The sequence below is a fragment of the Paenibacillus sp. FSL R5-0810 genome (genome assembly GCF_038002285.1).
In the GTDB taxonomy this organism is placed as follows: Bacteria; Bacillota; Bacilli; order Paenibacillales; family Paenibacillaceae; genus Paenibacillus_AQ; species Paenibacillus_AQ lactis.
Genome location: NZ_JBBOCF010000001.1, coordinates 1,472,624 through 1,492,672, shown reverse-complemented (window position 1 = coordinate 1,492,672; position 20,049 = coordinate 1,472,624). Strand labels below are relative to the sequence as shown.

The window sequence follows — 20,049 nt, the reverse complement described above, 5'->3', positions numbered from 1 at the left end:
AAATCCCTGTCTCCTATTCGAGTGATTTGCCAAGCGCGTCAAGCATTTCGTTCGTGCCATGCTCGCGTATCTCTGGCGTATCATGCCCGTCGAAAAACGCCCCTTGCTCGGTGAATACCAGCTTCGTGCCGCTCTCGGTTGGGAAGAGCTCTACAGTCGTGATTGAAACGGACATCCGAATATCGTCCGAATCCAGGGAGTAGCTATAAACGATCCGCTCCTCCGGCACAATTTCTTGATAGCACGCATCAAAGGTAAAGACGGGTCCCTCTGGCGGACCTCCGCTGCTGTATTCCCGCCCTCCGACACGGAATTCAAAAATTTCGGGCTTGGAGAACCACTTTGCCTTGGAATTCACATCGGACCAGGCTTGAAAGACCCTCGCAGGCGATGCGGCATAAGTTCGTTCCACTACAAAAGTGGCGTGTTTGACAAAACGTTCAGTCACGGTTAATCCTCCTTAGATTTTGATTCTTCTTCTCCCATGGCAAGAAAATCGCCAAGCATATCGAGACGCTGCTCCCACCTTGTCCGCCGCTCGATAACCAATGCCTCATGGCTTTTTTTCATCACTTGCAAGAGTTCGGTGAAATCTTCCACAGCTAATGGTGCATTTCCCTGTATCGACTTGGATACATGCTGAAGCTGTTCAAGGAGCATTTGCTGAAGCTTCATTTGCTCCTTAATTCGAGCCATCTGCAGGTTGATGATCTCCAGCGGGCTGATCTGCCCGTCGATAAGGACGGACTTGATTTCCTCCAAAGATAAACCCAACTCCTTCAGCGATACAATCTGCTGCAAGCGGGAAAGGTCAGATTCGTTGTACAGCCTGTGACCTGACTCAGTCTGCGCGGATGGCGAGAACAAGCCGATTTGATCGTAAAATCGCAAAGTTCGCACGGTGAGCCCTGCGAGTTTGGCAAGGTCCCCTACTTTCCAATGTCGTCTCATCAGAAACTCCTTTGTTAGCGCTAACGGTTTACCGGTAGCTCTAGTATAAAAGATGACGTTACGTAAGGTGCAAGCCATAAATTGATTTTAGAGCAGGATTTGCTTGGAATGCATCCCATATATCTGATAGAAATATTTAGACAAGACATTTACCAAATATTCCTTTACAGGAATATTCCAAACGTGGTATATTCAGTTCAGTAAATAATTTCCTGGAAAAGGAGCTGAGATGGATTGAATCAAGAAGTAACCTCTTTTATAGAAAATCTCGGTAAGCCGTGGCAAGTTGAGATTTCAAATCGACTACGCGAGTTGGTTCATGAAACCATTCCCTCGGTCGAAGAGCGTATCCAGTACAAAAAACCGCATTTTCTTAAGAATGGACATTACGCCGCGGTGATTTCCCCCTCGAAAGACGCAATTGCGTTCATGATTATGAATACGGCCGAGCTGGAAGTGCCGAAAGAATTTGAAGGTCCGCCTGAGCGAAAATGGTTGAAAATCCGTGAAGGCGATTCGCCGGACTATGGACTCTTAAGTCAATTGCTCGAAAAGGCATCCAGTTCGCTTTAATGTAATGGAGAAGGCGATTTGAGCATATTTATTTTTCATCGATTGGAACATGATGTGCAGGTAGTGCTAATGGATTATCCTAATTTATCGATTACCTGTCCAGCCAGCAATAATCCAATTTCATATCTGAAGGCACCCGGAAAATACGGTACTAACCGTTCATTTCCAGGTGCTTTTTATGCTGGAGGTCGTGTTAAAAAAAGAAATCTGAACGGCAGGTGATCATCATTATAATCCAGATTCTGGCGACCGTCTCTCATTCTTGCATGCAGGCTCCTTAGCTTTTTTGAAGCTTGCGCCTTTGATTATTTTGGTAGGCAGAGGGTAGATTGTTATGAGCTTCTCATAAATAACCTTCACCTCTTCTCGGTTATCACTTTTTATATGGCGAGCCAGAGCTTCGAAGTCCGAAACATCCTTTTTCCGATACCAGTCATACCCAAGCGCTATGGATTCGGCGAGTTTATCGCGCGATTCTTGAGGAACTTCCGGCTTTTCGAGATACATTTTTATGGCATACATCACGTTCGACCCATACAGTTCGCCAGTACGGTTAAATTCTTCCCCTTCAGACTCCGTTTGCGGTGTGAGATCTGCTGACTCCCCGATATTCGGTGTTGGAGCTTCTTCCGATATGGATGGATGGTTTCGTTGATTTGCCTCTCCGGTACTATTGCTGCAACCGGCACTCAAGGCGAAGGATAAAATCATTGCGATTTTACCCCCATAATGAACAAGATGCTTCAAGTTTGAATTCCCCCTCATGCTTCAACAAGCAGATTGATCTCTGTGGGATTATTCTACTATACAACCATTATTTTCTTCCAATTATTTTTCGACTGCCCTTTGGCAAAAGGTGTCATCGAAATAGTGCCGTGAACCGAGCTAAACAAATGGGCTCGCTTCGCTCCAATCGGACCACCCTCTTGATTCCCACGGATGTTAAACAACGCATGAAAAAAAGCCGCCTTTGGCGACTTTTGAGAGTAACTTTTCGGTCTTGTACAAACGGTGATTCATGCATTTAACACTCCGGTTCATCGTTTCGCTTAAAAATCACATAAGTTCGAGTGACCCTTCAACAAGTTAAGCGGAACCCGGCAACGTCAAGCTTTTCGTCCCAAGGAGGTATAACAACGCTGCCGCTTCCTTGCGTGTCATGACCTGCTTGGATCGGTAATCGACGGAGCCGTCTGGGGACGGTGTCACTTCTGGACCATAGAACTTGTATCCGACGATATTGCTTACAGCGTCAACGGCCCATGAATCGGTCTTCCCCGTTAGCTTTGCTTTCTCTAGCGGATGACCTAGCAGGATCGCAAGCCGTGAAGCCATCGCTGCCGCCTCCTGACGGGTGATCGGACGGTCCGGTTCGAACGAGCCTTTGTCGACCCCTGTCACAACCCCCATATCAAACGCTGTCGTGATTTTACCCGCATCCGACCGGTTCGCCGTGTCCCTGAATGCGGGTTGGCTCTTCGAAGGGACAGCTCCCAGCCAGTTGACGAGCCAAATGGCGAATTCGGCGCGAGTCATCGGCGCATCCGGAAGAAACCTTCCGTCCTGTCCGGCTTGAACCACGTTAAGCTGATGCAAGCCGTCAATGTAGGACGCATAAGGATGGTCTTCGCCGACATCCTTAAATCTTTCGGGAACAGGCAGCTTCTCCGACCACGCCGCCGGATTGGTTTTGGTGAATAAGAACCTGATGGACCCGTCCTTGTTTTCTTGAAACGCCACAGGACTTCCTTGCTCATCCTCGAACAGCAGCGGCTCGACTTGTTGGAGTGTGTGCTTACCCATTAAATCTTCTAGCAAGAGTACGCCATCTTGTGCCTTAATTCGAGTTGTCAAATAGGCGACCCGCAAATCCCGATAGATGCCTTCGTACCTTTCCAATTGATCCTTGGCAGGTGTAGCGTAGATTGGTTGACGTTCAGCCGGAAAATACCTGTCCATGAACGCTTCGAATAATCGGTCTCGAAGATCGGAGTTATTGTTGTACACGATAAAGGCGCCAACTTTCTGCTCGGGAAGAAGCCACATCCATGAAGCGAAACCGGGGATGCTCCCTCCTTTTCCGATCACGTATTGATCGTTGAATTTGTGATGCATAGCGAATTCAAACCCGTACGTCATCGTCGGCACCTTCGGATGAATCGCCTTCTGCACGCTTTGCATCTCTTTTACTGTTTCTTTCCGAAGAATGCGTGTCTCTCCGAGCGTTCCTTCGTTTAAATGGGCGAGCATAAACTTGGCCATATCGCTCCCCGTCGTTAGCATGCTGCCCTGAGGCATATCGGTTGGAATCGTATTGTAAGGCGGCAGCGGCTCTTGCCGTTCGTTGTAACCGGTAGCAAGGCTTGACTCCATGCCTGGAGTCAATACGAACTGGCTGTTCTTCATTCCAAGCGGCTTGAAAATGTTGTCATCCACGTATTGATGGAACGGCTTACCGGACACTTGCTCGACAATATAACCCTGCAGCATTGAGGCGAAATTATCATATTTATATACTTCGCCCGGTTTGTGAATGACCGTTGGCATCGTCTTGATGATGTAATCTTTGAGCTGCGTAACGGCGGACAAATCGCCCGTAATCATGTCGCCCGGCGGCGGGTCTACGATATCAAAGCCGGTTGTATGTGTAAGCAGATGCTCCATCGTTAGCGGCGAGCCCGTATTATTTTTTAGTAGCACGTCGCCCATGTACTGCTGAACGTCCTGTTCCAGGTCGATCTTGCCTTGTTCCACTAGCTGCATAACGGCTGTAGCCGTAATTACTTTGGAAACGGAGGCAATACGAAACCTGGACTGTTCCGGATCGACGGGTTTTCCTGCCTCGAGGTCTGCATAGCCGTAGCCTTTCTGCAGCAGTACTTTGCCATCCTTAACGACAACAAATAACGCACCGGGTACTCCCAAAGCCTGAATATCGGGGCGGTTGAAAAACGTGTCGGCAAACGCTTCGATGTCCTTCTCGTTCAGTATGGCCGCCCTTTGGGCTGGCGCCAATTTCTCTTGAGGCTCTCCGGCTGCGGATACCGCAGGCACGGTGGCACAAGCGACCATAACGACTGCCAAAGCCGAAAGCATGTTTTTTTTCCAAACAGGGATCGTTGCCATTTAAGCTGCTCCTTTCTCACTCCAATCTGCTATTGCAGCGGAATCGCCATTACAAGTATTGAGGTCTTGTCTTCGATGCCGGATCCGACTTTTTTATTGTATTTGCGAATTCTTTCTGTTTACTTTCTCGTTTCATTCAATTACCTTACAAAAAGGCACAGACGTCTCGCGAACCAGGTTCAGGTACTAAAAAAACCGCCATTGGCGGCTTTTTATGGGACTTGTGTCTTGTCCCCGTCAGCTTCTTAATTAAATCCGCCATTAATGCGGATCGTCTGTCCTGTTATCCACCGGGCTTTGTCGCTGACAAGCAGCTCGATCGCATTGGCAATGTCTCCGGGTTCGCCCAGTCGTCCGAATGCGTTCATTCGGCGGTATGAATCAATTAGCTCTGGTGACTTGCCGCTTAAGAAAAGTTCAGTTGATACCTGGCCCGGCGCTATGCAATTGATGACGATATCTCTTGCGCCGAATTCCTTGGCCAATTGGCGGGTCAACTGCTCGACTGCTCCTTTCGTAGCAGCGTACACGCTGTACGTCGGAAGCATCCCACCTGAGATGGAGGTCGAGAAGTTAATGATCGTTCCCCCCTGCTCCATATGCTTCATCGCTTGTTGACAAGCGAAATACGTTCCCTTCACGTTGATCGCGAAATGCCGGTCAAAGCTCTCCTCCGTCACGTCCTCAATCGCCGTACACTCCATGATGCCGGCATTATTAACCAGAATGTCCAGGCGTCCAAACCGCTCAAGCGTTTCCGCGAACAACGTTTCAACTTCTCCTACCTTGCTGACATCGGCACGAATCGCTGCAGCTTCCCCGCCGGATGCCTCAATGGTCTGAACAGCCTCCTCCGCTTTCCCTGAATTCGAGGAATAATTGACGACCACCTTCACTCCGGACGCAGCCAGTTGGATCGCGATCTGCCGTCCGATTCCCCGTGAAGCCCCGGTAACGATTGCCACTTTTCCATGTAAACTCATATTTGTTCACACCTTTACCTTCATTTTATTGCCGGTAACCCGACTGGATTGACCCTGTGAACTCATTATATGGAATCAATGGCTTATGCCGTTAGAACATATCTATTCAATCCTTGCCTAATTCTCTTCATTCTCGATATGATAAAAGCAATACACTCCGACTGATCTGGAAAGGAATACGTGACTATGGACGAATTACTCCGCAAGGAGCAAGTCTTGCAGCAATTGGCGAGTTTGATATGCCGCCACGCTCCGTCAACCGGGACACATTTGACGCCGATCCCGTCGTTGATGTTGATGCATGCTACAAAACTGTCCCAGCCGATGGAATCCGTATATAAGCCATCGATATGCGTCGTAGCGCAAGGGGCAAAAACAGCGACAACGGCCAATGAAACCTATCGATATGATCCATCGACCTATCTGGTGACTTCCGTCGAATTGCCTATCATCGGAAGAATCATTGAGGCTACGCCCGAAACTCCGTATTTAAGCCTAAAACTTAGCTTCGATGCGGACGTCATCTTGGATATTGTCAAAGAGACGAGCCCCTCCGTTGTTTCGCTGAGGGAAGCCTCCCGCGGCATAACCGTAAATCGCACGTCTCCACCATTGCTCGAAGCCATGGTTCGTCTCATGCAGCTGCTGGACGAGCCAGATCATATTCCTTTCCTGGCACCGCTAATCATCCGCGAAATTCTGTATCGCATCCTCCAAGGTGAACACGGCTCGCTTATCTATCAATTTGCTATGATCGGCAGCCATGCACACAATATCGCGCAGGCGATCCAGATGATTAACCGGCAATACGACCGTCCGCTTGTCATTGAGCAGCTTGCCAAATCCGTCAACATGAGCACGTCTGCATTCCATAAACACTTCAAACGCGTCACGGCAATGAGCCCGTTGCAGTATCAGAAAAGCTTGCGCTTGCAAGAAGCCCGCCGACTAATGGTGACCGAGGCCGTGCAAATTTCCGAAGCCGCCTTCCGCGTAGGCTATGAGAGCCCATCGCAGTTTAGCCGCGAATATGCCCGTATGTACGGACGGCCGCCCATGCTGGATATTCAGGAGCTACGGGATTCGATATGAGTGATAGTCATAAGCACTGCGCGAAACATAAGCCATTTTAAGCCAATTTTCATGACATTCATTTGACCTTAAAACAAAAGAAAAGGCAATCTACTCCAATCGAATAGATTGCCTTTTCGGGCCGCTGTTACTTGCCACGATGTCTCGTGATAAACGGAAATCTTCCTTGGTATTTTCCCTCTGTTGTACTAAGGAGCGGAGGAGATCATCGCCGGCAGCATATGCCGATTCCCCGCGACTTCACGAGGCATCTTCATTCATTTTACTGACTCGTCGGCGGATGGACCGTAAAAGCCCGGAACCGGAATATCAAGGAGCCGCAAATATACCCCAAGCTGCGCCCGGTGGTGAACCATATGGCTGATACCGAAGGTGCGAAGCGCGATAGCCCGAGGCTGGCGCAGGATGATATGGTCGCCGTTTCGCAAGGTCCATTCCTCGCCGAGCGTCGTCTCACCGCATTCGGCTAACAGCTGATCAAGCTTGACGACGTTTGCGTCGAATTCTTCCAACACGTCATCGCGTTTTTCTAAAGCCTCCCGCCGAAGCGGCACGGTTGCAAGATCGAATTCAGGGTACTGAAAAATGGCAATTTGCCAGTTGAGGATGTTGATCAGATGCGTGGCCAATCCGCCAAGCGTCATGGACTTCTCGTGCGGCTTCCACGACATATGCTCTTCGGGCAAGCGCTCCAGAATGCGGCGTGTAGCACTCAACTCTTGCTTCGCGTCTCCCACAATCAATTGTTTTACCATTGTTTTCCTCTCCTCCTTATATAGCAAGCATACTATAAACCCGCTCGGGTGAACATCATGGATTGGGTCGGATCTTTTCCAGTTCTCAATGAGAGTCCGCGAGAATCGGAAAGATGAACTAATCGTATATCCTAATCGTTTAATCCCTTTCCATCAAGGATTTGCGGTACATATTTTTCGACCCGGGACGCACGGGTTTTAGACTGCTTGGGTTGGGAGAAATAATGAAGATACGCTCTTTGACGTCCGGGCGTCAAGCCTTCAAATGCTGCTTTCAAGCCAGGGATTTCCTCGAGCTTAAGTTGAAACTCTTCAGGAACTATGTATTCATCCGTCTTTTTAAAATTGACTTCCAAACCGGCCTTTTCAATCTCAATCGCTTCATATATATAAGATTTCAAGATGGGTTCTAACTCATCGATTTCTTGTGCATTGGTGAACCGAATTTGACGCGCCGCCTGCACATTTTCCGTTTGTTGGATGAGAATTCCGTGGGCATCCTGTAATAAGGCGCCTTTGTGAAACAGCAGTGCACAATATTCCTTAAATCCGTGGATTAAAACGACGTTCTTATTCTTAAAGCTGTAACAAGGATGCATCCACTTAAAATCTTCGGTCAGCTCACAGTCAAGAACGATGGCTCTCAACTTTTCATATTCTTCTTTCCACTTTCTGGATTTACTTACGAATTCATCGACCTTTGGATTCAGATTTCGAGTTGTCACGATGGAGCCCCCCCCCCTTCAAATTCGTCGATCCGCCGATCGACAAGAATGATCATTCATCGTTTGCGTAAAATGGCCACCCTTTACTGGATGGCCATCTGTCATTTCATATAGTGAAGCTCAGAGTTAACCTAGAGTGGATCGGCTTGTGATTGTTTTTTGTTCGCAGGCGCAAACCAACCGAGAAGGGCTATCGCCACCAATACACCATAGAAGATCAACGTCCAGGCTGTGCTATGTGGAAAATGATGATCCAGCACAGCGATATCCTCATGAGCTAATGTAATCACGACGAGCTTGACCCCAACCCATGCTACGATGGCATATGCCGTGGTCTCCAGTGCCGGCCGTTGAGCAAGCAGCTTAACAAACCATGTCGCCGCGAATTTGATCAGGATGAGCCCGGCGATGCCGCCAAGCAGGACAACGATAAATTTTCCGCCGTCCATTCCACCGAAATTTCCAAGCGGCGAATCCGGAAGGCCCAGCGCTAAAGCCACTGCAGCAAGAATGGAGTCAATCGCAAAGGCGAGGTCAGCAAGAGCAATTTTACCTACGGTAGGCCAGAAGCCTTTGCCCGCAGCATCTTTCTTTATATCCTCGCGGATGTTCTTGTTTTCCTTGCCAAAACGCGCTTTGATTATATGTTTTAAGCCAAGGTACAGCAGATAAGCAGCCCCGATCGCTTGAATTTGCCAAACGTTCGCAATAAATGATATGGCAAACAGGGCGGCGAAACGAAAAACAAAAGCCATGATAATTCCGTAATTGATGGCTTTCTTCTTCTGGTCATCCGGTAAGTGCTTCGCGATTACCGCCAGAACGAGGGCATTATCCGCAGATAGTAAGCCTTCCAATCCAATAAGAATTAGTAATGCCCATACATACTCCAACCAAAGTGACTCCAACAGTTACTTCCCCTCTCTGATGTTTAGAATGTCATGACAAGCTTCTTGCTTTTAACCTCCAAGCATTGAAGCAAAGGGGATTTTCCGACTTACATGGTTTCCCGTATCCCCTTTCGCTATTTACGTTGTCATTTAACGTCTCGTTTCATTCATTTTTCGTTTGTTTTATCATTCATGCTCCGTAGAAATCTCATCACCTTTCATAAAAATTGCCACCCGCTACACTATCCGTTGATGAATCTATTGTTAGTGTCCATTTCGGCTAAAGATAGTATACCAACAGCCTGCCGCTATTCATAGTGACTGTTGATATAAAAGAACCAGAACGGATTTGGATACAAAGTCGCAGAAATCGTGAGCTCATGTGTAAACATTCCAACTCTCTCTTTCCATCCGAGCATCGCGGCATGCATCGAAGAAGATCCATGTCATTACCGCTTTTTTGGATACGAAAAAAACCGCTAAACGCAAGGAACCTTGTGTTTAGCGGCTGCTGCATGAAGAAGCTAACCTGAAATGAGTCTGGCTCGTCAGCTATTGGTGTTGAGGGATATGTTACTGAGCAACAGGTTTCTTCACACCGCTGATCTGCCCGCCATGCTGAACGACAAGCACGTCTTGTCCGATGAGCGTCGGCAATGGTGTGCCTTTGTATTGAGCGGAGGCCAGCGTACGTCCACTGTTCGTATCGAGCATTAGCAGCTTGCCGTTCTCAAGTCTTACATAGGCGATGCCCGAATCGCCGAGGGACCATTCGGTCACTTTCGCTTCAAACGAATAAGTTTTTTCCGGCTCGGATTTGGAAGGACTGTCTGTTTTGAAGCGGGAGACCACAGCTTTCTTTTGAGTCTCATCATACTTTTCAATGACATAGAAATACTCTCCATCGGATACGACATCCGATGCACTTTGATCTTCCACGAAATCCACCGGTATGTAGGATCGGGTAGCCATAATTTTTCCGTTGGTCAAACTAATTTCATTGATGTTAGCTGCATATCCGGCATCGATGCCCTCGGTTACGTCTCGCGAATAGAACGATTTGTCATTCGAGAAGAGAATGTCCTGATGGTCACCGTCGTTTTGTGTCCATTTTACTTTGCCGTTCTGAGGATCGATTCCCTGTAACCCGCTCGTGGTCAAAGCACCGTCGATAGTCGTGGTTGCAACAAGGATTTTGCCTGTTTGCAGCAGTTTGTACCCATGGGCGCCGCCCTTCAATTTCCACTTCACCTTTCCGTTTGATGCGTTGTAGGCCGTCAGTCCGAACGCATCCCCGACATAGATCACACCATCGGCTGCATGCAAGCTGTGATTCACATAGCTTTCTTTCTTAGCTGGCTGGGATTGGGTTTTAACCTTCCATTGCAGCTTCCCTGTTGCAGCATTGAGCTTGATCAATCGGCCAGTCGCATCCGTAAACCATACCGATTTACCGTCTGTGACGGTCTGCGAGACCGCGGTCGCAGGATACGTCCAGCGGGTTTTGCCTGCCGACGCGTCAAAAGCAATATATTTCTTCCCGACGGAATAGTAAAGGCTGTTCTTAATTAATGTGGTTTGGGGGCTGATCTTGCTCGGATCTCCCAGCGTCTTCGTCCACATCGGTTTCAGATTATAGGAAGACTTGTCCTCAGCTGACGCAGCAGAAGCTACATGTCCCTGCCCCGGCAAAATGGAAGAAATCGGCGATGCGAGAAGAGCCACTGCCATACTTGTTACGACGAGACGAGAAACGGTTTTCTTACGATTCATATTCATTGATGTATTCCTCCTATGATTAGATATACATATACCAGACGCTAGATAAGACAAAAGGTTGCATAATAATCCTATAAAATCCAAAATATCGAAAATTATTTAAAACCTTCCATATTCAGCATTCAACGAAACTAGGAAGTAACTGGATCGGTCTCACAACAGGGATAACGGGCTGGAGAAACCTTAACAAGCTGAGCCGCCCTGTGAGACGAAACGACCATCCGCTTTATGGATACATGTTATTGTATTATGACTAATTAGTTTTTTCAAGAACCATTTGGTTTTTACACAGGCGTACGAAATGACGCATTTGCTGATGCTATGGCCCATCAAATGCATCATCGTATGTTTAGTCGAATATAAACAGCTCCTCAATGGGCGCTCCAACTGCACGGGAAATATCAATCGCCAGCTTTAAGGAGGGATTGTATTTTGCCGCCTCCAGACGGATGATGGTTTCTCGGCGAACCCCTACCTTGCCCGCCAGCTCATCTTGGGTCATTCCCGCTAACTGCCTGTACTTTTTCAAATTGCATTTGAATGGTTCCATGGGCATCCACCTAACAATATTTATCCAGATAATAAAAAGTTATGGAATACGTCAGAAACGTAGCTGCCCAACCCGCTGCGCTCACGATAATCATGAATTCTCTCGTTACGAAGGCGAACATGCTGCCCATTCCAATGATAAACAAACATGCGGCCGGCACCCACATGGTGATGGACCTCGCCTTCTGAGCATTCATGTAATACCGTTCATCCGGCATCTCCTCTGCCAGCTTCCCATTGAAATAGAAACTGAAAAAGCTAAAAAAACTAAAGTAAAACAACATGGCTGGATCATGGGTCTTAAAATACTGCAGTCCGTTAAACCCCAATAAACCGAGCAGCCAACCGTGCTTTCCAATCCGTACGTAACGCTTCCTCTGTCCCTTATACATTCCTGATTCCTCTCCTGCGGTTAAAAATCAACGCCACCTCGATCCCTACCAGCAGAGCGATAAGGTATACGGCTGCATCCATGCTCATCACCGCGGCTGCCAGCAGGCACATCATCAGCGGAACGGCATATTTGCGGGGATGGTGCCATAAGTCACTCTCCACCCGCCATTTGTGCACGGGATATTTCCACTCGAGCCAAACGGCTGCAATGGCGGACTGGGCGGCAAATACGATGCTAATTACATAATACACGATTTCTACGGACCCATGAAATAGAAGCCAGGAGACTAAGAAGATCATGTAGATGAACAGGTTTACGGTCAATATAAACAGACCATACGGAACAACGGTACGTTGAAGCTGGCCTGGCAGCATTTGGATCTTCCGGTGCAGCCCGCGATTGCTCGATAGCAGGATGCCGATCGGCGTGTTAAAGGACAGAACCGCAAATGCGAGCGGCAGGCACGAGTCCAGATGCATCTGCTCGAGCATAAACGCCATGAAACCCGCAAATATACATAACGCCAGCGTATTGTATAAATAGCTTTTATGCGAGATTAGATACCGTACAATGTACCGCAGGAACGAAGAGCTTCGAAGCGGTGCCGCTTGGTTATCCTTCATCCTCGAGACCTTGTAGAATCGGTAAGAATCCGTCCGATGCAGCACGAGCCCTTGGAGGATGGTGCTGATCAGCAGTCCCGTCAACCGATAGGACGGCTCGGGGAGAAGACAGAGGGCTGCTTGGATGAGCAGCAAGAGACTGGCAGTTATCCTTTTACCGCTGTTCATCTGGGCGAATATTACGAAAGCAGTCAGGCCCGCATTCAAAAAGCTAAGCAGAAATGCCGGTATATAAATAGCCGTAAAGGACGAAAATGCCATGTAAAATACGAGAATGTACGAAGTCTTGGTAACCAGGGTGTATAGAGCAACCGCATAAAAATAGGCTGCATTGAACATGCCTGGCGCAAATGGAAGCATGAACGCTCCTTTCAGCTTCCTCCGGTTATCGTCCGATGCCAAGGTCTTCAGTACGATACCAAACGTAAATACGGTTATGGCCGTCATAAATACGAGCAAGGACACCTCATAATGGCGATCCAGGCTGCTCAGCGCCGCAAAGATCGCGGCTAAGGCTATGGCATGCTTCCACAATCGGTCGTAACGCGCCCCGAGGAGCTTTTTGGCGAATCCATGAAATGTCGAGATCACTTGTTCAGTACACCTCTAATGTGCTCGGGATCCATCTCTCCTTGCAGGAAAGTGTGACGGATTGATCCGGCTTCCAAAATGATGATGCTGTCCGAGGTTAAGCACAGGCTCTCAAGTACGTGGGAAGAAAACAAAATCGTCCCATAGCTCCTGTATTCATTCATCAACCGGTACAAAAACTCCGTGCTCTCAAAATCCAGCCCGTTGACCGGCTCATCCAGCAGCAGCAGCTCCGGACGCAGTGCAAATCCCGTGATCAGATAGGCCTTCCTCCGGCTGCCCATCGATAATTGGCCCAAGAACGCGTTCCGGTATTTCTGAAAGTTGAATCCTTCAACAAGTTCATCCAAGGTATCGTGACGAACTTCTCGTCCGTAGGACCGGAACACATGTCTCACATATTCCTCGAACGTGAAATACTCAAACGATTCGTCCTCCGAAAACACGGTATACCGGTTTCGCTTAAACGCAAGGCTGGTCAGCGATGCATCCTCGTTCCTCCACTTCAGCCGCTCAAGCGAATAATGCCGGTGAATGCCGCTCAGAACATGGATCAACGTGCTCTTGCCGGCTCCGTTCAATCCTACCAAACCGATGATTTGATTAGGGCCGATTTCCAAATGAAGGTTCGAAATGACGGCGTCCGTTTCCGTCCGGTACCAGGCGCAAAGTCCGGTCATGCTTAACAAATGCTGCTGCTGCTTCCCGTCATTGATTGCGGAATTTCCAACTTCTCCAGCCTGCATAAACAAATAGAACGCCTCCTGCTAGAAATAATAGAGCCAGCGGATACGATTGTTGGATAATACGTTGAATGCCAATCCCGATCCAGAGCAGGCCCATCCCGATACGAAGAACCATTTTCATCCCGATCATTCCTCTCAGATGTGATTTATTTGTCTCTTTATGTGATAAATATATCACCTTTTATGCAGATGGTCAAATGGCTTCCAGGTTTGACACGGTGCAGGAAAGGTTTTACAATACGGGGCATGTGTCCTAAAATACGATGTTTTATACTGGAGTGAATACGATATGCAGATTCGATTGATGACGGATAACGATATGGACAGCGTTATCGACATTTGGCTGGCTGCCTCGAAAGAGGCCCACCACTTCATTCCCCAGGAATACTGGGAGTCCAAAGAAAAGGACATGCGGTCCGTGTATTTACCAATGGCCGAAACGTATGTGCTGGAAGAAGCAGCCGGAATAGTCGGCTTTATATCGACCGTTCAACATGCCTTGGCTGCTTTGTTCGTTCATCCTCGCGAGCAAGGCAAGGGGTATGGGTTGGCCCTGCTTCAATCCGTCAAGGAACGCGGCCCTAAGCTCGAGCTTAAAGTGTATAAAGAGAATGAGAACGCCTTTCGTTTTTATTCCCGCCACGGCTTTTCTGTTGTTGAAGAAACGGTTGATGAGGATACCGGTCATGCGGAATACGTCATGTCCTGGGAAGAGCGTTAATCGGGTATATTCCCCTTCAAATGCTTCTTCGCTTCATTCGCTGATCTGCGTGAATGGAACCCATCAAATAAACCCACTGATCCTGAGTGATCAGTGGGTTTAAACAATTGGGATTTATTCAGGCCGATGGAGCGGGCTTCTTGAATACTTCGATCAGACTGGTGAAGCTATTCCCCGCTTGACCATTAGCCACACCTCGCTTGAACACCTCTAAGACAGCTGCGGGAAGGGATGCGTCGATGCCGGCATCCTTGCTCGTATGTACAATGTGATCGACACTCGCCACGCCCATGCCGAGCCGGTCTACATCCCCTGGATGCTCGCCAGCATCGATCCGAGGCGTATAGAACTCGATGAACATCGGCAGTGATTTCATCGTCTCAATGGCATAGGGGCGGATCTGCTCAGCCGTGAGGCCATTCGCGCCTGCAAGAGAAAGGGCATGCAAATAACTGAGCATGGAGGTCCAGAACATATCCATCTGAATCTGATAGTACAGCGCTGCAAGCCCCGGATCCTCGCCCCGATAGTCGGCCCCCGTCAGGACCTCAAGCGTCTTTTTATGGGCATCAAAAACCTCTCTTGTACCGCTGTAGTATGTTGAGGATTCCGCTTTGCCGATACCCGATGGCGGGACCTGTACGCCGCCCGTTAGGTGGCGTGCTCCGCGCGCTTCGAGCCACTTCGCCGCCTCTCTGGCTTTTTCCGGAGTGTCTGAGCTCAGGTTGACGAAGACTTTACCGCTCAAGTCCCTTGCAGCCTGTTCTAGGATCGCGTACATCGCGTCATAATCCGTGAGACTGAGGATAATTAAATCATTCGCAGCTATCGCCTCGTCAACACTAGACGCTTTAATGGCACCCTTAGCTGCTAAAGCGTCCGATTTGCCGGCAGTCCGGTTCCACACGGTTACCTCATAGCCCCGATCCAGGAATACGGCTGCCATCGCTTGGCCCATCGGGCCCAGACCGATTATGGTTACAGATGGACGGTTACGTTCCCTTGCTGACGTCGCTTCATGTTTTGATCGTTGATCATTTTGATTCATACAACATAGCCTCCTTAAATATACTAATCAAACAAAACGGTTTTGTTTCCACTTAGGCGAGTGTTCCCCTATTTTTGATCTCAACCCAGAGTGCTTCCATGCAAGTACAAACATTTCATTTCACTTAACGCAGCACTTTGACAAGCGCGCCTAGCTCTTCGTTCCCATAACCTGAATCCACAGCTTTTTGGAAGAGGCCCAGGGCGAATGTTGGAAACTCAGCGTTGATTCCCGCCTCCCGCGCTTGCTCCACGAACATTTTTACGGTTACCAAACAGGTGTTAAGTGAACTTTGCGGCTGATCAAACGTATTGGATTGAATCATATCCCCTTCGTATTTGATCATTTCTCCCATTGCTGGAGAGATCGCAGAGATCATGGACCCGAATTCATCTACGCGCAGGCCATCGGATTCAATGATGCGCGCCGCATGAAAGAATCCCATCATGGAACCGAATAGCGTAGACAGAAATGCCAGATCCGTTGTGGATGCTGCGCTGACCTTTTCTCCCAGGTAGGGAACGTTTCCAGCCAGACTCTTGAGCAGGGCCTCACTTTTCTCGTAAGCCGATTTCGAGCCTGATGTAAAAATTGTCGTGTCCGGTCTTCCAATTTGCGGTGGTGTGGCGGGGATGGCCCCATCCAGATAATCGGCTCCATGCTCCCGTGCCCATGCTGCATTATCTCTAGCCTCTTGGGGAGTCCCCGTGCTTAGCTGCACGAACACTCGGCCGGCGAGGGCTGCCGTAACCTCAGGTGTGTCCAACACGCTGTAAGAGATCTTGTAATTGGCTACACAGACGATCGTTACCGGACTGGAAGCTACAGCAGAAGCTGCATTGGGAGCTAGAATTGCCCCGTCCCTGACGAGAGTTTCTGCTCTTTCAACCGTCCGATTCCATACGGTAACGCGATGACCATTTCGGAGCAGCGCCTGTGCGAGGGCGGTACCCATTGGTCCTAAACCGATCACTGTTACATCACTCATATAAATTCCTCCAATTTTCCATTAGTGAAACGAAACTGTTTTGTTTCGTTTGAGAAAACAATACAACACGGTTCATAATCGTGTCAAGATATTTCTTCCATGTCTATGGGAAAGTCTATGGGAAAGGGAAGATTCCATCCCAATGATGCAAGGCTTGATTGCTTATCCGTGCGATATCCTTTATCCCCTTCAGCCCCGTTCGTTCATGTCCCTGTCAATTTAAGGCGCAAAAAAAACCTAAAGCCGTTAACTCGCTTTAGGTTCGTGGTTAAATCTATTCGTTCGTTTGACCAAGATATAATTCAATCAAATGTGTAGATAACGCCTTAAGCTGTGCCGCAGGTCCCGAGAATCCATAAACCGAAACGGAGGACAACGCGCCGTTAATGACAAGCATCAGTTGATCTGTCAATGTATCGTCATTCACACCGGCCAACTGTGTCAAACGGGATAAACGCTGACGTATGGCACGATTGTACTCTACGGCGAGTAAATGGACAGGGTGATCTTCTTCGGAAAATTCAGCAAGAGCATTTAGAAAATGACAGCCTCGATGATAACCCGGCTCGAGCATCTCGATCGTCGCATCGATCAAAGCCAGTAACTGCTCTTTAGGTTTTCCCTCTTTTTCGGCGATCACTTCGTCAAAGTGCTCCCAATTGATATGATCCTGTTCTTGGAGGTATGCCATAACTAAATCGTCCTTGGTCGGGAAATGACGATAAAGCGTGGCTTTGCTCACACCGGCTCGTTCAACAATGGTATCGATCCCAACGGAACGAATGCCTTCGCGGTAGAACGACTCTGATGCCACGTTAAGAATATGCTGGCGTGCTGAAGCGCGTACCATTTCCTTCACCTTGCCTTCTTTGTGCATACTAAACAAAACATTTCTGTTTCGATTCGAATTGTAGCATGTTTTCTATCATCGAGGCAAGGAATCTCTTACAACTCGGAAACCGCAATTGCCCGTCGAGCTGTCGGGCGTATTCCCGCTGCGGGCTGCCACGCGGTACCGGTTGCAATAGGATCTGTGACACAGGTACGAGCCCCCGCGCATAGACCTTCTGCCGGTTGGCTCTGCGTAGAACGGGTTACTGGCGGATGTTTGTTGATGATAGGACGGGCTGAACCAATCGCCGCACCATTCCCACACATTGCCGGACACGTTATACAATCCGTAACCATTCGGTTTGTAGGCATCAACGGGCGCCGTCCCGATATACCCGTCGCTGGCGTTGTTTTTGATCGGAAATTTGCCCTGCCAAATATTGCACTCGTGTTCTCCATCCTGCTTCAGCAGATCGCCCCATGGATAGGTCCTGTCCTCTAACCCCCCGCGCGCGGCATATTCCCATTCCGCTTCCGTCGGGAGCCGCACGCCGGCCCACTCGCAATACGCCATGGCGTCATTCCACGAGACATGTACCACCGGATGGTCCATCCGGCCTTCGAGAGTCGAGGCTGCTCCCTCGGGTGCAGCCCAGTAAGCGCCTTCCACCACCAGCCACCAAGGCGCTTCTTGCGGAACCTGCGTCACTTTAGCTTTGGTCTCATCTGAGGCCAGCAGTTCAAATACGAACGACCATCCGAATTTCTCAGCTTCCGTTACATAACCGGTGTCCTCTACAAAGCGTTGATATTCCCTATTCGTTACGGCATACGGCGAAATTTCGAATCCGGAAACCGTAACGCTCCGCGCCGGCCCTTCACCGTCACTTGGGAAGCCTTCTTTCGAATTCGTGCCCATCATAAACGTCCCCTCAGGGATTGCTATCATGTCCGTATGAACATCCGCTTGAGACGGTTTATGGTCAAGGCTTTCACGCACCATGACAGGTTGTTCATTCCGATCGGCTTCCGCAAGCTGAACGTTCGCTCTGGATCCCGTACAGCAAGAATGATGTTCTCCCACGCTCGATTCCTCCTAATCCTTGATACAGAGAACAGGACAACCATATTAGAGCGGTTATCCTGCATCCATTCACTGCAACATCGTTTTCTATTATACAAACTCCCGAGGATGACGTCGCATCAGCTCCGGTACCGCTTCTCCCCGGCCTGTATTCTTTAAGCGCTCAATATATCGCGGCAGATGACCTTTGGCATGGTAAGGTCCCCCCTCTTTCATGACCGTCCACAACGGATCCACGTCAAACGGCATCGTGGACATCATCTGATCATGCCACTCATTCAGCAGATAGACCGCTTCCCTGCAAAGCTCCGGTCTTTGAGACGCTTGGTTATGCTGTTCATGGACATCTTCGGAAATATGGAACAGCATCTCTTTGTCGAACAGATGAAAGCCGTCATGATAGGTCCGAATGTAGAGCCATTCTCCGAAACGAACGCTTCGTTGACAAACATGGGCGCATTGCGATACGACCAGATACTCTCTGCCGCTCCCTTGCCCTGTCCGCAGGCTATCGGCGTAACTGATGCCGTCCCAGCTTGCAGCCGGAGCGACGTTCAGATAGTCCGCCATCGTAGGCAGTAGATCCAGATGATAATGAAGCGCGGGGTCCGTAATTCCCTTCTTGATCCCAGGTCCCCGGATAATCATCGGAATGCGGCACGTTCCCTGATCCGCCGTACCATGTTCTCCATAAATCCCAAGCTCCCCCATGTTCTCGCCATGATCCGCAGTAATGATAATGACCAGATCATCCATGACTCCCTTATTCTCCAGCAATTCGAAGATCGCACCGATATGCTCGTCCATATGGCGAATGCCGCAATCGTAGCCGTCCACCATCATCCGCAAATCCTCCATCGACTTGATCTCCCCTGGATGTCGCGGATATTTGGGGGATACTTCACTATTATACATGTTAATTTCGTTTGCTCCATGCGGGCCAACCTTCTTCCGATGCTCCTGAAGCACCTCTTCCGTAATCCAAGCAGGCAGAGGATCATGCTCGAAGGGATTTCCCAGCGACTGGGGAGCACGATACGGTGTATGCGGATCCCAAAAATTCACGTATAGCATCCATTGGTCCTCATCCGCATGGCGCTCCAGCCAATCCAGAACGACTGGCGATACCTCTTCGGCAGACTCCATGCCGCTCTTACCGGTATTGTAGATTTCATTGAAGCCCGCATAAAAGGTCCATGCCGAATGGCGTTCTCCGAACGGACTGATCAAGGCCGTCTTCATGCCGGCCCGGCGGAATATTGCGGGAAAGCTCTCCGTTACGAGCTTGTCGTGAAAGTCGCGGGCAATGCCTTCATGCCGCACGTCGGCAGCCGTGCCCCCATGACCGACGACGCCGTTATGTATGCCGAACTTGCCGGTCATTAATGCCGTTCTTGAAGGAAAACATGGCGCGTCCGAGGTATAGTAATTGTCAAAACGTACGCCTTCCGCAGCAATCCGGTCAATATTGGGCGATGTATTGCGATGATAACCGTAGCAGCCGAGATGATCCGGTCTGGTTGAATCCAAATCCAGCAGCAATACTCTCATATCCACATCGTTCCCTTCCTCTTCGTTATCCACTTCCGACTTGTTGAAG

General features: G+C 49.1%; 21 protein-coding genes and 1 pseudogene. 4 read left to right on the top strand and 18 right to left on the bottom strand.

Going from position 1 to position 20,049, the window contains the following annotated elements:
* Positions 1–13 precede the first annotated feature (13 nt).
* A complete protein-coding gene (locus MKX76_RS06785) occupies positions 14–448 on the bottom strand; it encodes an SRPBCC family protein (protein WP_007128213.1) in 435 nt (144 codons plus the stop codon).
* Between the two features lie 2 nt (positions 449–450).
* The gene (locus tag MKX76_RS06780) at positions 451–951 is read right to left on the bottom strand and encodes a MerR family transcriptional regulator (protein ID WP_341033261.1); all 501 of its coding nucleotides are present in this window, start codon (positions 949–951) and stop codon (positions 451–453) included.
* A 234-nt stretch (positions 952–1,185) separates the two neighbouring features.
* Here MKX76_RS06780 and MKX76_RS06775 point away from each other — a divergent pair, with 234 nt between their 5' ends.
* Positions 1,186–1,524: a DUF1801 domain-containing protein gene (locus MKX76_RS06775; RefSeq protein ID WP_028405108.1), complete on the top strand. Its 339-nt coding sequence runs from the start codon at positions 1,186–1,188 to the stop codon at positions 1,522–1,524.
* 18 nt (positions 1,525–1,542) lie between these two features.
* Complete coding sequence (locus MKX76_RS06770) at positions 1,543–1,746, top strand: hypothetical protein (RefSeq protein WP_341033259.1); 204 nt, start codon at positions 1,543–1,545, stop codon at positions 1,744–1,746.
* Between the two features lie 6 nt (positions 1,747–1,752).
* Here MKX76_RS06770 and MKX76_RS06765 read toward each other — a convergent pair whose 3' ends face one another.
* The 3 genes from MKX76_RS06765 to MKX76_RS06755 all read right to left on the bottom strand — a co-directional run bounded on the left by MKX76_RS06765 (position 1,753) and on the right by MKX76_RS06755 (position 5,633).
* Positions 1,753–2,271, bottom strand: coding sequence for a hypothetical protein (locus tag MKX76_RS06765; protein ID WP_341033258.1), 519 nt, complete (start codon positions 2,269–2,271; stop codon positions 1,753–1,755).
* Between the two features lie 339 nt (positions 2,272–2,610).
* Positions 2,611–4,650, bottom strand: a complete 2,040-nt coding sequence (locus MKX76_RS06760) for a serine hydrolase (RefSeq protein ID WP_341033257.1) — start codon at positions 4,648–4,650, stop codon at positions 2,611–2,613.
* Positions 4,651–4,895: 245 nt separating this feature from the next.
* Positions 4,896–5,633, bottom strand: coding sequence for a glucose 1-dehydrogenase (locus MKX76_RS06755; RefSeq protein WP_028405111.1), 738 nt, complete (start codon positions 5,631–5,633; stop codon positions 4,896–4,898).
* A 186-nt stretch (positions 5,634–5,819) separates the two neighbouring features.
* Here MKX76_RS06755 and MKX76_RS06750 point away from each other — a divergent pair, with 186 nt between their 5' ends.
* The gene (locus MKX76_RS06750) at positions 5,820–6,725 is read left to right on the top strand and encodes an AraC family transcriptional regulator (protein ID WP_028405112.1); all 906 of its coding nucleotides are present in this window, start codon (positions 5,820–5,822) and stop codon (positions 6,723–6,725) included.
* Between the two features lie 257 nt (positions 6,726–6,982).
* Here MKX76_RS06750 and MKX76_RS06745 read toward each other — a convergent pair whose 3' ends face one another.
* The 8 genes from MKX76_RS06745 to MKX76_RS06710 form a co-directional block, all read right to left on the bottom strand.
* Positions 6,983–7,480, bottom strand: coding sequence for a DinB family protein (locus MKX76_RS06745; protein WP_007128221.1), 498 nt, complete (start codon positions 7,478–7,480; stop codon positions 6,983–6,985).
* 131 nt (positions 7,481–7,611) lie between these two features.
* A complete protein-coding gene (locus MKX76_RS06740; protein WP_040738121.1) occupies positions 7,612–8,205 on the bottom strand; it encodes a YdeI/OmpD-associated family protein in 594 nt (197 codons plus the stop codon).
* Positions 8,206–8,336: 131 nt separating this feature from the next.
* Entirely contained in the window at positions 8,337–9,113 is a 777-nt protein-coding gene (locus MKX76_RS06735; RefSeq protein ID WP_341033255.1) for a TerC family protein, read from the bottom strand.
* A 555-nt stretch (positions 9,114–9,668) separates the two neighbouring features.
* The gene (locus MKX76_RS06730) at positions 9,669–10,874 is read right to left on the bottom strand and encodes an outer membrane protein assembly factor BamB family protein (RefSeq protein WP_341033254.1); all 1,206 of its coding nucleotides are present in this window, start codon (positions 10,872–10,874) and stop codon (positions 9,669–9,671) included.
* Positions 10,875–11,223: 349 nt separating this feature from the next.
* Entirely contained in the window at positions 11,224–11,424 is a 201-nt protein-coding gene (locus tag MKX76_RS06725; protein ID WP_007128225.1) for a helix-turn-helix transcriptional regulator, read from the bottom strand.
* Positions 11,425–11,434: 10 nt separating this feature from the next.
* The gene (locus tag MKX76_RS06720; protein WP_007128226.1) at positions 11,435–11,815 is read right to left on the bottom strand and encodes a DUF3796 domain-containing protein; all 381 of its coding nucleotides are present in this window, start codon (positions 11,813–11,815) and stop codon (positions 11,435–11,437) included.
* Positions 11,808–13,031 carry a hypothetical protein gene (locus MKX76_RS06715; RefSeq protein ID WP_007128227.1) on the bottom strand — a complete coding sequence of 408 codons (1,224 nt, stop codon included), beginning with the start codon at positions 13,029–13,031 and terminating at the stop codon, positions 11,808–11,810. Before MKX76_RS06715 ends, MKX76_RS06720 begins: the two co-directional genes overlap by 8 nt.
* Positions 13,028–13,777: an ATP-binding cassette domain-containing protein gene (locus MKX76_RS06710; RefSeq protein ID WP_034273169.1), complete on the bottom strand. Its 750-nt coding sequence runs from the start codon at positions 13,775–13,777 to the stop codon at positions 13,028–13,030. The genes MKX76_RS06715 and MKX76_RS06710 overlap by 4 nt, the downstream gene beginning before the upstream one ends.
* 289 nt (positions 13,778–14,066) lie before the next feature.
* Here MKX76_RS06710 and MKX76_RS06705 point away from each other — a divergent pair, with 289 nt between their 5' ends.
* Complete coding sequence (locus tag MKX76_RS06705; protein ID WP_007128230.1) at positions 14,067–14,498, top strand: N-acetyltransferase; 432 nt, start codon at positions 14,067–14,069, stop codon at positions 14,496–14,498.
* A gap of 118 nt (positions 14,499–14,616) precedes the next feature.
* Here MKX76_RS06705 and MKX76_RS06700 read toward each other — a convergent pair.
* From MKX76_RS06700 to MKX76_RS06680, 5 genes and pseudogenes are all read right to left on the bottom strand, one after another.
* Positions 14,617–15,549 (bottom strand): annotated as a pseudogene (locus tag MKX76_RS06700) (NAD(P)-dependent oxidoreductase); the annotation flags it as partial.
* Positions 15,550–15,670: 121 nt separating this feature from the next.
* Entirely contained in the window at positions 15,671–16,534 is an 864-nt protein-coding gene (locus MKX76_RS06695; RefSeq protein ID WP_007128232.1) for an NAD(P)-dependent oxidoreductase, read from the bottom strand.
* A gap of 274 nt (positions 16,535–16,808) precedes the next feature.
* On the bottom strand, positions 16,809–17,384 hold the full coding sequence (locus MKX76_RS06690; protein WP_040738221.1) for a TetR/AcrR family transcriptional regulator: 576 nt from the start codon (positions 17,382–17,384) through the stop codon (positions 16,809–16,811).
* Between the two features lie 75 nt (positions 17,385–17,459).
* Positions 17,460–18,449 (bottom strand): formylglycine-generating enzyme family protein, encoded by a 990-nt coding sequence (locus MKX76_RS06685; RefSeq protein ID WP_007128234.1) that lies wholly within the window; start codon positions 18,447–18,449, stop codon positions 17,460–17,462.
* Between the two features lie 90 nt (positions 18,450–18,539).
* Entirely contained in the window at positions 18,540–20,000 is a 1,461-nt protein-coding gene (locus MKX76_RS06680) for a sulfatase family protein (RefSeq protein WP_040738222.1), read from the bottom strand.
* Positions 20,001–20,049: the final 49 nt, after the last annotated feature.

What these genes read in the sequence shown, in the direction of transcription:
- MKX76_RS06780 (WP_341033261.1), bottom strand. Translation starts at nt 951, where the DNA reads ATGAGACGACATTGGAAAGTAGGGGACCTTGCCAAACTCGCAGGGCTC.
- MKX76_RS06760 (WP_341033257.1), bottom strand. Translation starts at nt 4,650, where the DNA reads ATGGCAACGATCCCTGTTTGGAAAAAAAACATGCTTTCGGCTTTGGCA.
- MKX76_RS06755 (WP_028405111.1), bottom strand. Translation starts at nt 5,633, where the DNA reads ATGAGTTTACATGGAAAAGTGGCAATCGTTACCGGGGCTTCACGGGGA.
- MKX76_RS06750 (WP_028405112.1), top strand. Translation starts at nt 5,820, where the DNA reads ATGGACGAATTACTCCGCAAGGAGCAAGTCTTGCAGCAATTGGCGAGT.
- MKX76_RS06745 (WP_007128221.1), bottom strand. Translation starts at nt 7,480, where the DNA reads ATGGTAAAACAATTGATTGTGGGAGACGCGAAGCAAGAGTTGAGTGCT.
- MKX76_RS06730 (WP_341033254.1), bottom strand. Translation starts at nt 10,874, where the DNA reads ATGAATATGAATCGTAAGAAAACCGTTTCTCGTCTCGTCGTAACAAGT.
- MKX76_RS06725 (WP_007128225.1), bottom strand. Translation starts at nt 11,424, where the DNA reads ATGGAACCATTCAAATGCAATTTGAAAAAGTACAGGCAGTTAGCGGGA.
- MKX76_RS06720 (WP_007128226.1), bottom strand. Translation starts at nt 11,815, where the DNA reads ATGTATAAGGGACAGAGGAAGCGTTACGTACGGATTGGAAAGCACGGT.
- MKX76_RS06710 (WP_034273169.1), bottom strand. Translation starts at nt 13,777, where the DNA reads ATGCAGGCTGGAGAAGTTGGAAATTCCGCAATCAATGACGGGAAGCAG.
- MKX76_RS06705 (WP_007128230.1), top strand. Translation starts at nt 14,067, where the DNA reads ATGCAGATTCGATTGATGACGGATAACGATATGGACAGCGTTATCGAC.
- MKX76_RS06695 (WP_007128232.1), bottom strand. Translation starts at nt 16,534, where the DNA reads ATGAGTGATGTAACAGTGATCGGTTTAGGACCAATGGGTACCGCCCTC.
- MKX76_RS06690 (WP_040738221.1), bottom strand. Translation starts at nt 17,384, where the DNA reads ATGGTACGCGCTTCAGCACGCCAGCATATTCTTAACGTGGCATCAGAG.
- MKX76_RS06680 (WP_040738222.1), bottom strand. Translation starts at nt 20,000, where the DNA reads ATGAGAGTATTGCTGCTGGATTTGGATTCAACCAGACCGGATCATCTC.